At 43.0% G+C, this 14,975-nt stretch carries 12 protein-coding genes; all 12 read right to left on the bottom strand.

The features are described from left to right. Positions 1–88 precede the first annotated feature (88 nt). The gene (locus tag TW85_RS03135; protein WP_046015605.1) at positions 89–802 is read right to left on the bottom strand and encodes an ABC transporter ATP-binding protein; all 714 of its coding nucleotides are present in this window, start codon (positions 800–802) and stop codon (positions 89–91) included. After that, positions 799–1,683 carry an ATP-binding cassette domain-containing protein gene (locus TW85_RS03130; RefSeq protein WP_046015604.1) on the bottom strand — a complete coding sequence of 295 codons (885 nt, stop codon included), beginning with the start codon at positions 1,681–1,683 and terminating at the stop codon, positions 799–801. The genes TW85_RS03135 and TW85_RS03130 overlap by 4 nt, the downstream gene beginning before the upstream one ends. Continuing rightward, a complete protein-coding gene (gene livM / locus TW85_RS03125; protein WP_046015603.1) occupies positions 1,680–2,951 on the bottom strand; it encodes a high-affinity branched-chain amino acid ABC transporter permease LivM in 1,272 nt (423 codons plus the stop codon). The genes TW85_RS03130 and livM overlap by 4 nt, the downstream gene beginning before the upstream one ends. After that, positions 2,952–3,863: a branched-chain amino acid ABC transporter permease gene (locus tag TW85_RS03120; protein WP_046015602.1), complete on the bottom strand. Its 912-nt coding sequence runs from the start codon at positions 3,861–3,863 to the stop codon at positions 2,952–2,954. Between the two features lie 100 nt (positions 3,864–3,963). After that, a complete protein-coding gene (locus tag TW85_RS03115) occupies positions 3,964–5,085 on the bottom strand; it encodes a branched-chain amino acid ABC transporter substrate-binding protein (protein ID WP_046015601.1) in 1,122 nt (373 codons plus the stop codon). A 395-nt stretch (positions 5,086–5,480) separates the two neighbouring features. Then, positions 5,481–6,740 (bottom strand): divergent polysaccharide deacetylase family protein, encoded by a 1,260-nt coding sequence (locus TW85_RS25900; protein ID WP_052701808.1) that lies wholly within the window; start codon positions 6,738–6,740, stop codon positions 5,481–5,483. Between the two features lie 22 nt (positions 6,741–6,762). After that, positions 6,763–8,022, bottom strand: coding sequence for a S41 family peptidase (locus TW85_RS03105; protein ID WP_046015600.1), 1,260 nt, complete (start codon positions 8,020–8,022; stop codon positions 6,763–6,765). Positions 8,023–8,103: 81 nt separating this feature from the next. Further along, entirely contained in the window at positions 8,104–9,243 is a 1,140-nt protein-coding gene (locus TW85_RS03100; RefSeq protein ID WP_046015599.1) for a peptidoglycan DD-metalloendopeptidase family protein, read from the bottom strand. A gap of 37 nt (positions 9,244–9,280) precedes the next feature. Continuing rightward, the gene (gene gpmI, locus TW85_RS03095) at positions 9,281–10,810 is read right to left on the bottom strand and encodes a 2,3-bisphosphoglycerate-independent phosphoglycerate mutase (protein ID WP_046015598.1); all 1,530 of its coding nucleotides are present in this window, start codon (positions 10,808–10,810) and stop codon (positions 9,281–9,283) included. Between the two features lie 103 nt (positions 10,811–10,913). Beyond that, positions 10,914–11,840: a LysR substrate-binding domain-containing protein gene (locus TW85_RS03090; protein WP_046015597.1), complete on the bottom strand. Its 927-nt coding sequence runs from the start codon at positions 11,838–11,840 to the stop codon at positions 10,914–10,916. 175 nt (positions 11,841–12,015) lie between these two features. Then, positions 12,016–13,284, bottom strand: coding sequence for an FAD-binding oxidoreductase (locus TW85_RS03085; RefSeq protein WP_046015596.1), 1,269 nt, complete (start codon positions 13,282–13,284; stop codon positions 12,016–12,018). Between the two features lie 77 nt (positions 13,285–13,361). Then, positions 13,362–14,909 carry an aldehyde dehydrogenase family protein gene (locus TW85_RS03080; RefSeq protein WP_046015595.1) on the bottom strand — a complete coding sequence of 516 codons (1,548 nt, stop codon included), beginning with the start codon at positions 14,907–14,909 and terminating at the stop codon, positions 13,362–13,364. Positions 14,910–14,975 lie beyond the last annotated feature (66 nt).

Raw genomic sequence — 14,975 nt, 5'->3', positions numbered from 1 at the left:
AATAGCTATTTGATCAGATAATTGCTTTGTCTAATTCATAAAAAGCCTCGCCTTGAATCCAAGACGAGGCTTTTTATTTTAACTAGGTTTAATGTCCGCCAAGGTAGGCATCACGAACATCTGGGTTCACCAGCAGTTCATCACCTGTTCCCGTCATGCGGATTTCACCATTTACCATCACATAACCACGGTCAGCGAGTTTTAACGCATGGTTCGCATTCTGCTCAACTAAGAAGATAGTCATACCAGACGCTGCAACTTCTTTGAGTACTTCAAAGATTTGCTTCACTACGATTGGGGCCAAACCTAAACTCGGCTCATCCAACAATAACAGCTTTGGACGACTCATAAGAGCTCGTGCAATCGCCAACATTTGTTGCTCACCACCAGACATAGTGGATGCTCGTTGATTTCGCCTCTCTTTTAAACGAGGGAAAATCTCAAACATCTTTTGCATATCTTCATCAGCATGTTTCATTCCGATTGGAATCGTCCCCATTAAGAGGTTTTCTTCCACCGACATACCAGGAAAAACACGTCGTCCTTCTGGAGATTGTGCCAAACCGTTAGAGGCCACATAGTGGGCTGACTTTTTAGAGATATCTTCTCCGCGATAAATAATTTCACCGGAAGACACTCTAGGCTGACCAAAAATAGACATCAGCAAGGTTGATTTACCTGCGCCATTGGAACCAATCAAGGTCACAATTTCACCCGTATTCACATCCAGGGAGACTTTTTTAAGGGCCTGAATTGGACCGTAATAGACATCAACATCTTTAAATTGCATTAATGCACTCATAGGCCTACCTCTTCATCTTCGTCTTCAGCACCCAAGTAGGCAGCAATCACTTTATGGTTATTCTTAATATCATCAGGGCCGCCTTTGGCAATGACCTGACCATGATCAAGCACCACTATATAGTCAGAAATATCCATCACCATACCCATATCGTGCTCAATCAAGAGCACAGTGACATTATGCTCATCACGTAAGATACGAATCATTTTAGTTAGAGCATCTGTTTCAGAAGGGTTAAGACCCGCAGCAGGCTCATCAAGACAAATGATTTCAGGATTAGTACACATAGAACGCGCAATTTCTAAACGTCGCTGCTGTCCATAAGATAGCTCCCCCGCCAAACGGTTGGCATGGGCAACTAGGTCTACCACACCAAGCCAGTAAAAGGCTTTTTGCAAAGCATCTTCTTCCGCTTGTTTGAAAGACTCAGTATTAGCAATGCCTGACATGATACTACCCTTCACTGTCATGTGCTGAGCAACCAAAAGGTTTTCCACTACAGACATTTCTTTGAACAAACGAATGTTTTGGAAAGTACGAGCAAGTCCTGCACGGTTCACTAGGTGAGAACCACCAAACATCTTATATTTAAGACGGTTGGCAAATGCCACAGGGGAAAAGTAATCACTGGTTTTAAAAGGTTCACCAAGAACCTTAATTACGCTCGTTTCTTTACCTTTCGCACCCAGAGTAATTTGCCCACCTGTGGCTTTATAAAAGCCTGTCAGACAGTTAAATACTGTGGTTTTACCTGCACCATTTGGGCCAATAAGGGCTGAAACTGAACCACGCCTAATATCAAAAGTCACATCGTTTAAGGCTTTAATACCACCAAAATGCATCACGAGGTTTTCTACTTCTAGGATATTTTCCTGTTTCATTTCAATACCCCCTTACGTGTCGCAAAACCGGTACGTGTCACCCTGACTAATCCGCGGGGTTTCCAAATCATCATAACTACCATCAAGATACCAAACATGAGGACACGATATTCCGCAAACTCCCGCAGCAACTCTGGCGCTACCGTTAAGAAGAAGGCGGCTATCACTACCCCTAAGGTTGACCCCATTCCCCCCAATACCACAATCGCAAGAATCAAAGCGGATTCCATAAAGGTGAAGGAAGACGGGTTAACAAAGCCTTGGTAGGTTGCAAAGAAAACACCAGCAATGCCGGCAACAGATGCGCCCATCATGAAAGCAGATAATTTAACCAGTACGTGGTTTAACCCCAAAGAACGACAGGCAATTTCATCTTCACGTAGGGCCTCCCAAGCACGACCAATCGGCATTTTCACTAGACGTTGCTTAACATGAAGCACGATTAACACAACAATAAATAGAATCAAGTAAACGAACATGTACTTGAAACCTGAGTTGTAATCTAGGTTGAAAAATTCATGGAATGGCGTACCGTCCCGTGATCGTCGCTTAAACTCTAAACCAAATAGTTGTGGTAGTGGCGCAGATACACCGTTAGGACCATGAGTCACGGCAGACCAGTTATTCAGGATCAATCGAATAATTTCACCAAAACCTAAGGTTACGATAGCTAGATAGTCACCATGCATCCGCAATACGGGGAAGCCTAAGATGGCGCCAGCAATAGCAGCCAAAATAGCGGCAATAGGCAACATAGACCAAAAGCCTAAACCTAAATATTCATAACCAAGCGCTAAACCGTAAGCCCCTATGGCATAGAAACCAACAAAACCTAAGTCAAGTAAGCCAGCTAAACCAACCACTATGTTTAGACCTAAACCCAGTAAGACATAAATCAAACCTAGGATAATGACTGTCAGTACATACTTAGATGCAATAAAAGGCACCATCAAGCCGATTAAGATGACAACAGGAATAATCCAGACCATATTGGATTTATAGTCGGGTGACTTAACCACGACACCAGCATCATCGCCAGAGCTGTGCTTGAAGAGAATCTCTTTACCCTTATTGGATTGCAAGAAACTTGAAATAACAAAGCGACCAATTGCGACCACTGCAACCATCCAAGCTACTCGATCAAACTCAGTGGTAAAGCCATAGCCTTGCAGAACAACACCCACTACAGGGCCAAATAGCACTAATGCCATTAAGCCTGCGATGATGGCATCTATGGTGCTCTTTTTATAATCAATTGTTGCGTTCATCTAAACTTTCTCCACCTCAGGTTTACCTAAAAGACCACTTGGACGGAAAATCAAAATAATCACAAGCAAGGAGAAAGAGAAAACATCTTTGTAGTCTGAGCTAATCAAACCAGCAAACAAGGATTCAGAGACCCCAAGAATGATTCCTCCCAACATGGCACCTGGTAAGGAGCCAATGCCACCGAGTACAGCAGCGGTAAACGCTTTAATCCCTATAATAAAGCCCACATAGAAATCAAAAGCACCATAATCTAATGTAATCAACACACCTGCTAGTGCGGCCATGGAAGCACCGATTACAAAGACAATGGAAATTACACGATCAGTGTTAATTCCCAATATGGATGCCATTTTTCTATCTTGTTGCGTCGCTCGACACATACGGCCTAACTTGGTTCTCTGAATAATGTAGGTCAGTGTACCCATGCCTAAGAAGGCCACTAACAAAATTACCAGTTTCATATAGGTGATCTGAACAAAACCATCACCAACATCAAACCTAACAGCACCGGTAAGCATGGTAGGAATACCCTGCTGGCGTGCGCCTTGGCTGATTTGCACATAGTTTTGTAATATGAGGGACATACCAATCGCAGAAATCAAAGCAGATAAACGACCGGAATTACGAAGGGGGCGGTAGGCGATTTGTTCTATAGCCCAACCATATGCGCCAGTAATGGCAATTGTGATAAAGAGAGTACCGATAATAATAATCGGGAAGGATTCTATTCCGAAGAAAGATAATAATGCGACAACAATCGCAGTAATGTATGCGGACACCATGTATACATCGCCGTGGGCGAAGTTAATCATACCGATAATGCCGTATACCATGGTATACCCGATAGCGATGAGTCCATAAACAGACCCAAGGGTAAGACCGTTAACCAACTGCTGGAGAACGATATCCATCGTAAGACCTCGTGGGGATTTTAAAAACGTAGAAATGAATCACAGCCAGCCAAGCCGGCTGTGATCTTCATGCATTATGCCAATGTAAACCAATAGAATATTAGTTTACTTGAACATAGTTACCCTGATTATCCCACTTATACATAACGTAATCAGACACTTTAAGGTCACCTTTAGAGTCGAAATCCTTAACGCCCATTACAGTAGAAACACTGTTTGTTTTCAGCCAATCAGCACCCTTGATAGGATCAAGGTCATTATTCTTAAGGGCTTCAACAACAACCTGCATTGCAGCATATGAATACAGGGTATAACCTTCTGGGTCATAACCAGATTTGATGAAGTTATCCACTACAGCTTTACCTGCTGGATAAGATTTTGGGTTCGCACCAAAGGTCATCAATACACCATCGATATATTCTGGTGAACCAGCAACAGCTGCAAACTCATTAGATACAATACCATCACCAGAAATGAAGATAGCTTTAGAACCCTGCTCACGTAGCTGACGTACTAGCGGACCAGCTTCTGAGTGAAGTCCACCAAAGTAAACAACTTCAGCATCAACAGAACGAATCTTAGTAACCAAGGCATTAAAGTCTTTCTCACCACGTGTTAGACCTTCATAAAGCACTTCGGTCACACCATAGTTGTTCAACGCAGATTTAGTTGCGTCAGCCAGACCTTTACCATAGGTATCTTTGTCGTGAATGATAGCAACGCGTTTCGCGTTTAATTCACTAATAATATAAGCGCCAGCAACATCACCTTGTTGATCATCACGTCCACATACGCGGAAAACGTTAGATAGACCACGGTCAGTTACACGAGGGTTAGTTGAGGCAGGGGTGACCATTAATACACCAGCTTCTTCATAGATATCAGAAGCAGGCATAGTTGAAGAAGAACAGAAGTGACCAACAACGCCAACAGCATCATCAGAATCTACTAAACGGTTAGCAACAGCAACGGCCTGTTTAGGTTCACAAGCATCATCAGCTTTTACTAGTTTAATCATTTCGCCATTAATACCACCTGCAGCATTAATGTCTTTAGCGGCTTGTTCAGCACCGCGCCATAATTGCTCACCAAATGCAGCATATGCACCCGTATGAGGGCCTGCTACACCAATTACAACATCCGCTTGTGCTAGAACTGATGCACCCATAGCACCAGCGATTGCGATAGAAAGTAAAGATTTTTTCACAATAGCATTTGACATTAGTCAAGCTCCTACTCATTCCAGTTTATGATTATTATATTAAAGCAAGAAGCGTTCCATTCATTGGCTCGAAATAACGAACAAATGGAACATATAAAGTGCCAGATTAACTCTGTTTCGCGACTTAATATGAGATAAACATTAATCTTTAACAAGCGGATAGGTCAACACAATTGAGTTATAAATAACCAAATAATATTTTACCAGAACAAAGGATTACAAAAGAAATTGCCTGAAAAATAAGCAAAAACTAGGCATTTCCATTGCTTTTAGCAGATTTTATACGATATACAGAAGGATATTGAGACAGATAGGTTTCGGCAGAGATAAGAAGTTTTTCTTAAAAACTTCTTATCTAAATTTTTCTAATTTCGTTTAATTAAGTTTATTGAGGCTTATTCAATGTATTCAGAAATTGAGATTAGTCTTATACCTTCATCTTCCAACTTAGTTAGTCGTTTCGATAAATAACTCATAGTCGCAGGATAAGGGTGACCAATCGCTAGCGCCTTACCACGTTTTTTCGCTATCGCGACTAGACGCTTAAATTGCCTATCTATGGCTTTTTCATCCTGAACATTATCTAGAAAGACATCACGACGTGTCGTCGTCAGATTAAATTTAAGGGCATTGGTTAAGGCAACACTATTCGGGCTAGTTAAACTATCAACAAAAAAGAGCTCCATAGGTTGGATGACTTCCATGACCCATTCCATTCTTTGAGTATCCTGCGTTAACAGGCTGCCCATATGGTTATTAATACCTTGAATACCTGGCACACTATCAATGCCAGCCTTCAGAGTCTCTTTTAGCTCCTTTTCCCCCATGCTCTTATACAGTCCGCCTGGGCCTAGCTTAAGCTCCCTCTCATTTTCCATTGGCACATGCAGGATAATGTTACGAGTTTGCTCTGTTGCAGCCAGTGCTGTTTTTTTCGAAAAAGGAGTGTGAGGCAAAATCGCCAAGGCGACTTCTACAGGTAAAGAAAGTGATTCCTCCATACCTCTACGGTTATAACCAAGGTCATCGATAATAATGCTAATACTTGGCCTATCATCAATTACAGTGACGTCTTCTGTATTAGTTTTGACTTTGTCTTGCTCAACTAGCTGAATAGCTTCAGGTTCTGAATGCTTGAGAGTAGGGAAGGTTTTTTGCCATAAAAAGTCTAAAGATTCATCTTCAGTACCAGTTAACTTGATATTAGGATAACTAGGCAACAAGGGTGTTGATGGATTAGTTGGTACTTCTGCCGTCGCTTTTGGTGTCGTTATTACAGGCCCTAGTGGCTGAGAGTTTTGTGCTTGGGCACTGTCTGCCGTTTCTTGTGGAACAATAAGAAGCTCTTTTTCAGGCTCTTTTTCAGCCACTTTCACTTCTACTTTTTCAGCCTCTGCTTCTAGCGCTAATTCAGGGCCGGCAGCTTGAGCCTCATACTCTGAATCAAGTTCACTTGATGCTGGTGCTAGTTCCTCGAGATTATCAGCCTCATCCGAGGCAGCTGCTTGCAACTCAAGTGAGTTAACAAGTGTATCTGGCTCCTCAGTGACAAGTGGGCCAGATTCAGCAGCAAAAACGAAAGAAGACGACGTTAGTAATAGGCTTACAAATAGAAGCTGCGAGCGTTTTATTGCTCGCAGAAATGGGTCAAACATAATTTCTCAACTAGTACAGGATTTATTGAGGCACAAGTTTAGGGAAGGCTTTGAGTACAGACAAGGCCTGAAACAATTGAAAGTCGTTTTTTGCAATATCATCGAAGCTATTTTCAGCATCTAGGCTATTTCTATCCTCACCGCCTAAGCCATTTGCGATATGACCACTCAAATCAGCTTCTTTAACAATAAAACCCGTATCCTGTATTACGAGGTTAGCTTGAGGCACTTCCATATCAGGAATAATACCTTGAGCCTGAATAGATCGCCCTTTTGGTGTGTAATAAAGCGCCGTGGTAAGTTTGATTGCCGAACCATCCGTTAATGGCACCACGGTTTGCACTGTGCCCTTACCAAAGGTTTCAGTCCCCATAATCACAGCACGTTTGTGATCTTGTAATGCGCCTGCCACGATTTCTGAGGCAGAAGCAGAGCCAGAGTTCACTAATACAACGGTAGGAACAGCATCTAGGTATTTCGTTTTTGTCGCATTGAATTGGGCTTTAGACATTTTATGTCGGCCATCTGTATAAACTATGATGCCATCACTTAAAAACGCATCAACAACAGAGACAGCGCCTTGCAAGACTCCGCCAGGATTATTTCTTAAGTCTAAAACCAAGCCCTCTAATGGGTGCTCAGCTTTCATACTCTCAAGCGCTTTTTGAAACTCAACACCTGTGCTGCCTTGAAATTGGCTGATACGCACATAACCCACATCATTTTCTAGCCATTTATTTGTCACACTGGCACTTTGTACTAGGCCACGCATGATATCAAAGTTTTTTAGATCGCCTTCTCTTTCTATGGTCAGATGAATTTTCGTACCCACTTCACCTCGCATGAGCACTATCACTTCCTGTAAACCCATATCATTAATTAAGGTGTCATCTATACGAAGAACAGTATCGCCTGGCAACAAGCCAGCCGTTGCAGCTGGTGAACCATCAATTGGAGAAACAATGACAAGCTGTCCTTCAATCATTTCAACTTCAATACCAACACCTGCATATTTGCCTGATGTCATTTCTCTGAATTTGGAGATTTCTTCTCGGGTTAAATATTCTGAATGCGGATCCAGTGCCGCAACCATGCCTTTTAATGCTTTGCTTAAAATTTGTTGATCAGAAAGTTCGTCCACATAGCCTTGGCTGATGGTTTCAAAAGACTCAACAAAGGATTGAATTTCCGCTAATGGGACCTGTTGCTCTTTGGCTTGCGCAACCGAGCTGCTCAACACAACCACAAGAAACGCTGTACTTATTTCTTTTAACCATTTCATACTTGAACCTCTGACTGTACCTACGATTAGCATCAAGATTGCTGTTTTGCTTACCAACCTTATTAATGCAAATAAGCAGGCTTAGCCTTGTTTGACCCACTTAAGCGGGTTAACGGGGGTACCGTTATGACGAATAGAAAAAAATAGCCCCGGTATAGTACGACCACCTGAACTCCCGACCGTCGCGACTGGGTCATTCGTATTTACCCACTCTCCGACTTCTTTGAGCAAGCTCTGGTTATAGCCATATAAAGACATATATCCATCACCGTGATCCAAAATCAGTACTAGGCCAAACCCTCTTAGCCAATCAGAAAAAATCACCCTTCCGTGGTAAACCGCATTCACTTCAGTACCTTCTTTGGCAGACAATGTAACGCCACCTAAGTTCACTTGCCCTGACTCTTGCAGTACATTTAACCGTCCTAGGGGTTTATTTAACTTACCCTTCAAGGAACTAAACGCTACCTTCTCATCAATAACAGGCATTTCTGCTAAGGCTTCTTCAAGCTTAAGCAATAGGGCTTGTAACTGTTGCTGATTACGTTTTAGCGTTTTTGCCTTATTACCTCCCGATCGAATATCCTTTTGAAGTTTAGCCAGAATCTGCTGACGCTCATTCTGTTGTTTAGCTAACACTTTGCGCTCTTCAACTAGCCGAGCTTCTTCTCGCGCTTGCTGTGCCCTATGAGAGCGCATGCTCTTTTCAATTAAGCTTAGTTCATTTACCTGTATTCCATAGCCATTAATTAAAGATTGGCGTGCTTGAGAGAAATATCGGTTGTATCTCACCATACGCATTATCTCTTCGGGCGTACGGCCATCGAGCAAAAATTTCATGCCTTCTTGCTCACCAGAACGATAAACCGCCCTTATTTGGGCGGCTATCTGTTGATTCTGTTGCTGAATACTTATTTTCAGCTTTCGTTGTTTTATGGCCAGCTCCTTGAGCTGACCATCACTCTGTTTAATATTGTCTTGAATGGTTTTAATTTGTTTCAAGAGCTCATTTATAGATTTTTCTTTACCTTCTAACTGCCCTTCAATTTGTGATTTCTCTGACTGCACCTCTTTTAACCACACATTGAGCGACTTTAATTCTTCTTGCAAAGCCTTAATTTGTTGCTCAGCTTCTGCCGCAGATTTGGGCTCTGCGGCAGACACATGTAATGAAAAGAAGGAGCAAAGACTCACAAACAAAATAAGTACCAATTTGCCCATAAAGTCGTTACCACACTCTCAATCTATTCAGATCAGGTTAATCTCGTAATAGTAAGCTACGACCTGTCATTTCGGCCGGCGCTTCTATTGCCATCATTTCAAGTAGTGTTGGCGCAATATCACTTAACGCACCACCTTTAATTGATAAACTCGCATCAGGAGAGACAAGTACCAGAGGTACAGGTTCAATCGTATGTGACGTTAACGGCTGAGTCCCGTCATCACTTAACATTTGTTCCACATTTCCGTGATCTGCAGTAATCAAACAAGCACCGCCATTCGCATCTAGAGCTTCTAATACACGACCAATACAGGCATCAACGGCCTCGACAGCTTTGACGGCTGCTTCGAAAACACCACTGTGTCCTACCATGTCACCATTGGCAAAGTTACAAATAATGGTGTCATAGGTACCAGCTGAAATAACTTCCACCAGCTTATCGGTAACTTCTGGCGCACTCATTTCAGGTTTTAGATCGTAGGTAGCAACATCAGGAGAAGGAATTAGAGCGCGCTCTTCACCTTCAAATAACGCTTCTTCACCGCCATTAAAGAAGAAAGTCACATGGGCATATTTTTCAGTTTCAGCAATACGTAATTGTGTTTTACCTAGTTTAGCAAGTACTTCACCTAGGGTGTTGCTTAGAGCAAGCGGTGGGAAAGCCACACCAGCTTTAATATCAGAGGCATATTCTGTGAAGGTAACAAATGTACCTAACTCTGGCACTGCCTTACGTGTGAAGCCTTCAAAGTCTGCTTCGGTAAAAGCACGGGTAATTTGACGAGCACGGTCAGGTCTAAAGTTTGCAAAGACAATGGCATCACCATCTTCAACCTTTACGGCATCACCAACAATTGTCGCTGGCACGAATTCGTCATTTTGATCTCTATCGTATGCGGCTAGAATTGCTTGATCAGCCGTTTGTGCTTGGTATTCAGCTTGTCCACAAACAATTGCATTGTAAGCAGTTTCAACTCGCTCCCAGCGATTATCTCTGTCCATGGCGAAATAACGGCCAGTCAAGGTCGCAATACGGCCCGTACCTAGTTCAGTTAGTTTCGCTTCAAGCTCTGCCACTGGTGTTTGTGCAGAACGAGGTGGCGTATCACGGCCATCAGTAAAACCGTGTACATAAACCTTATTAGCACCACGTTTTACTGCCATTTCACACATAGCCATAATTTGTTCGTGATGACTATGTACACCGCCTGCAGATAATAGGCCTAATATATGAACGGCTTTATCTGCTTTAACGGCTGTATCAACCGCATTTACTAGGGCTTCATTATCAAAAAACGAACCTTCGTCAATGGCTTTACCAATACGGGTGAAGTTTTGATAAACCGTACGGCCTGCGCCTAGGTTCATGTGACCCACTTCTGAATTACCCATTTGACCTTCTGGTAGACCAACCGCCATACCTGAAGTCTGAATCAAGCTATGTGGCCTTGTTTGCCATAATTTATCCCAGTTAGGCGTATTTGCCGCTGCAATTGCATTTGACTTAGATGTTTCGCTATAGCCCCAGCCATCCAAAATAAAAAGTGCGGTTGTCTTCTTCGCCATTGTACCGATACCCGTTAAGTTAAATAATCATCGTCTTTCGATACTAACACAGGCTTGTAATTTTGTTACAAGATCTCAGCGAATTAGGGCTAATTTTGGTTGATTATCCAACAACGAGAGACTCAACTTGGGTCTGTGGGTCTACCTGTTCTAACAACCAATCACGGAATGTGACGACTTGCTCTAAATCAGCTTTATTTGCAGGGTAAGAAAGGAAATATTCATGAGGCGTCATACAAGCTTCACCAAATGGTGCCACCAAAGCTCCAGAGGCAAGAGCCTCTTTTACTATCATGGTTGGCATAATCGCCACACCCATTCCAGATTTAGCGGCTTCTAACAACATATGAAAGTGCTCAAAGCCCGGCCCAGTTAAATGGCTAGCAGCTAACTCTTGTTGTGCCATCCACTCGGACCAAGCATTGCTGCGCGAAGTCAAATGCATCAAAGGAAAGTGGCTAATATCACTGCGTTTAGCTGTGTTAACCGTTAAACCTTTTTCAGCTAATAGAGCGGGTGAACAAACAGGAATCACATATTCATTCATTAGATGATGCGACACCCCTTTTGGCCAATGATCACCGCCATAATGCAAAATCACATCGACCTGTTTAGGGTCAAGATTATCGGTAACATCCATGGCATTCACCTTGATATTAAATTGTGGGTGAGCACGTTGGAAGTTAGCTAATTTAGGCACTAGCCAGAAAGAAGCTAGAGTGGGTAAGGAAGCAAGTTGTAGGGAGATTTTTTCATCTTCCCTGTGTAGCATTTTTAAGCAGGCACTTTCCATGCTATCTAGCAAGGGCACCACTTCTTTGTAATACGCCGCACCTGTCCCTGTTAATACCAAACGTTTATTAAGCCGAATAAACAGATCCCTTGAGAGAAACTCTTCAAGATTACGAATTTGTCGACTCACAGCACTTTGAGTTAAATGTAGCTCTTGGGCAGCACGGGTAAAACTCAGATGACGAACAGATGCTTCAAAACATTTGAGGGCAGTAGATGACGGTAGGTATCGGCGCATTTAAATTTGCCACAACTTGTTACATAAGAAGGTAGAAACTGTAACCGAGTTTGATCTAAGACAACACAAAAAACTGAGGAAATTAGCCATTTCTTCGAAAAAACGCCCCGAAATAGCCCAAAAATATAAAAATACTGTGATAACAATATCTAAAGCCGATTCAAACCCATCAAGATCATGTCAAAACTTGGCCATAATGATAGATATGCGCCCCAACCTCATAAAAGGAACGTTTCATTTCACGCAAAGAAACCTTGTTCACTTGAGTCATTGCAAGTGGCATTTTATGGTTTGAATTAATAAGGTGTAGAGCCAACTCTTTACCCATTACAGTGCCAGGACCAATACCTCGGCCACTATAACCAACAAGGCTATAAATGCCATCATCTAGCAAATGGCAGTGGGGTAAATGATCATGGCTAAAGGCTATCTGACCACTCCAAGCGTATTGCCAATCAAGCTTAGGCAAGTAATCAAACAATTGTTTAACCCTTTTATCAGCCCAGTCGCGTAAACGCGTATTCAACCCGGCTCCCCCCATACCACCAAAAATCAATCGACCCGATTGATCAAGACGAAGTGAACTCATCACTGTACAGGTATCCCACACACCTTCTTTGTTCGGCAAGATCCGTTTTAAAATCTCATCAGGTAACGCTTGGCTTGCAAATTGGCTATATTGAATCGGCACAAAAGACTGCTGCAGTTGAGGGAAAAGCTTTTCTGGATAAGCATTAGTAGCCATGACCACCTTATTTGCTAGTACCTCGCCACCTGAGCTCGATTTAAGCCGCCATTTTTGAGCGTGAGCATCAATACTCACTACTTGGCTATTTTGATAAATACTAACCGATTGAGATATGGCAGCTCTAGCCAACCCTAATGCATAAGATAATGGCTGTATTGTCCCTGCTCTTGGATCGAACAAGGCACCAGAGAAAGCGTTTGAACCAATGCGAGCCCTTGCCTCATTTTCATCAAGCAAAACCACAGGGGCTTGCCTTTGGTTTAACTGTAAATAACGGCTTTCTAGCTGCTTCATACCAATGCGACCAACACCCGCATGTAAGGTACCATTTCGTGTCGCTTCACACTCAATCTGATTATCATTAATCAATGAAAAAACCATATCAGGTGCTTGTGCCAGTGCCTCATAAAGCGTGTTTGATGCCTCAACACCTAATACAGCTTCTACCTCATCTGGCGGCATCCATAACCCCGCATTAACAAGACCAACATTACGACCTGACCCACCATAACCTACAGTATTTGCCTCTAACACAGCGACTCTCACACCTTGCTTAGCCAAAGTAAGCGCACAAGACAATCCAGAATAACCTGCGCCAATAATGGCAACATCGACCTGTATCGATTCACTTAAAGAAGTTAAATTAATCTGTTCTTTTGCAGAGGCCTGCCATAGGGATAAATTCGCGTCGGTCATGCTATTACCTCGCATATTAAGAAAGGCCCTGGTTAGCCTTAAGACTAACCAGAATGAGATACTCAGATCACACAGCGTTACTCGAAAACAATACCTTGAGCTAGCGGCAAATCACCACCGTAATTCACTGTATTTGTGGTGCGACGCATATAGCTTCTCCATGCATCAGAACCACTCTCTCGGCCGCCGCCCGTTTCTTTCTCGCCCCCAAATGCCCCACCAATTTCAGCACCTGATGTACCAATATTGACGTTAGCAATACCACAATCAGAACCCGCTGGAGACATAAAGGCTTCAGCTTCTCGCATACTTTCTGTGAATACAGCCGAGGATAGGCCTTGAGGTACATTGTTTTGAATTTCAATGGCTTCTTCAAACTCATCAAAAGTCAGTACATAAAGAATTGGCGCAAAGGTTTCTTGCTGAACGATTTTGGCATCATGGGCAATACGAACGATTGCAGGCTGTACATAAAAACCACCACTTGGCACGTTAGCTGTGACACGCTGACCACCAAACACCACTTCACCACCTTGAACTTTAGCTTGCTCCAAAGCAGATTGCATCGCGTTAAAGCTTTGTTCGTCCACTAGAGGGCCAACCAATGACCCTTCTACCATTGGATCACCAATAGGCAAGGAGGCATAAGATTTAACAAGTCGCGCAACTAGATCATCCACAACAGAAGAGTGAGTAATCAAGCGCCTTAAAGTCGTACAACGCTGACCTGCGGTCCCTGCTGCTGAGAAAACAATGGCTCTTAAAGCTAAATCAAGATCGGCTGTTTTCGATACTATCATGGCATTGTTGCCACCAAGCTCTAATAAAGAACGACCTAAGCGAGCGGCTACCGTTTGTGCCACTTGACGACCCATAGCCGTTGAGCCAGTGGCAGAAACAAGTGGATAAGTAGGCGCTGCCGCCATAGCTTCACCCACGTTACGATCACCAATAACCACACTGCATACGGCTTTTGGAATCTCAGGCATATCAGCCAATACTTTTTGAGCAATGCTATACATGGCAAGCGCGCAGAGCGGGGCTTTTTCAGAAGGTTTTAATAGAATTGGGTTACCACAAACTAAACCTAGCATGGCATTCCAAGACCAAACGGCCATAGGGAAGTTAAATGCAGTAATCACAGCAACAGGGCCTAACGGATGCCATTGCTCCATCATTCTATGACCTGGTCGTTCACTCACAATACTCAAACCATGTAACATCCTTGATTGGCCAACAGCAAAGTCACACACATCAATCCATTCTTGTACTTCACCTAGGGCTTCAGGCATGATTTTGCCTGCCTCCAAAGAAATTATCTGAGCAAGTTCCGTCTTATATTTACGCGCTTCATCACCAATACGGCGCACTAGCTCACCACGAAGAGGCGCAGGAATAGTACGAAAGGTTTTAAAAGCTTGGGTCATTTCTTCGTTAATCGAGTCAAGCTGATCAAGGCTCGCATTTTTGAAAGAAGACAGAGGTTCACCATTAATAGGGCTAGAGGCGGTAAAGCTATCACCTTGGCCCAACGCTTCTTGGTTACCTGTTAACACACTAAAAAAATGATCACCTTGACGAAGACGATTAATACCAATGGTTTCAAGACAAGTTAAAGTCGACATAAACACCTCAAATAGAAAAAATTGTGACGATTTCCATCAAGACTACTGCCAGCAAATACAAAGAGG

Origin of the sequence: Marinomonas sp. S3726 (assembly GCF_000967665.1) — a bacterium.
In the GTDB taxonomy this organism is placed as follows: Bacteria; Pseudomonadota; Gammaproteobacteria; order Pseudomonadales; family Marinomonadaceae; genus Marinomonas.
Note: the sequence above shows the minus strand (reverse complement) of the source record. Positions and strands in the feature narration are given on the sequence as shown.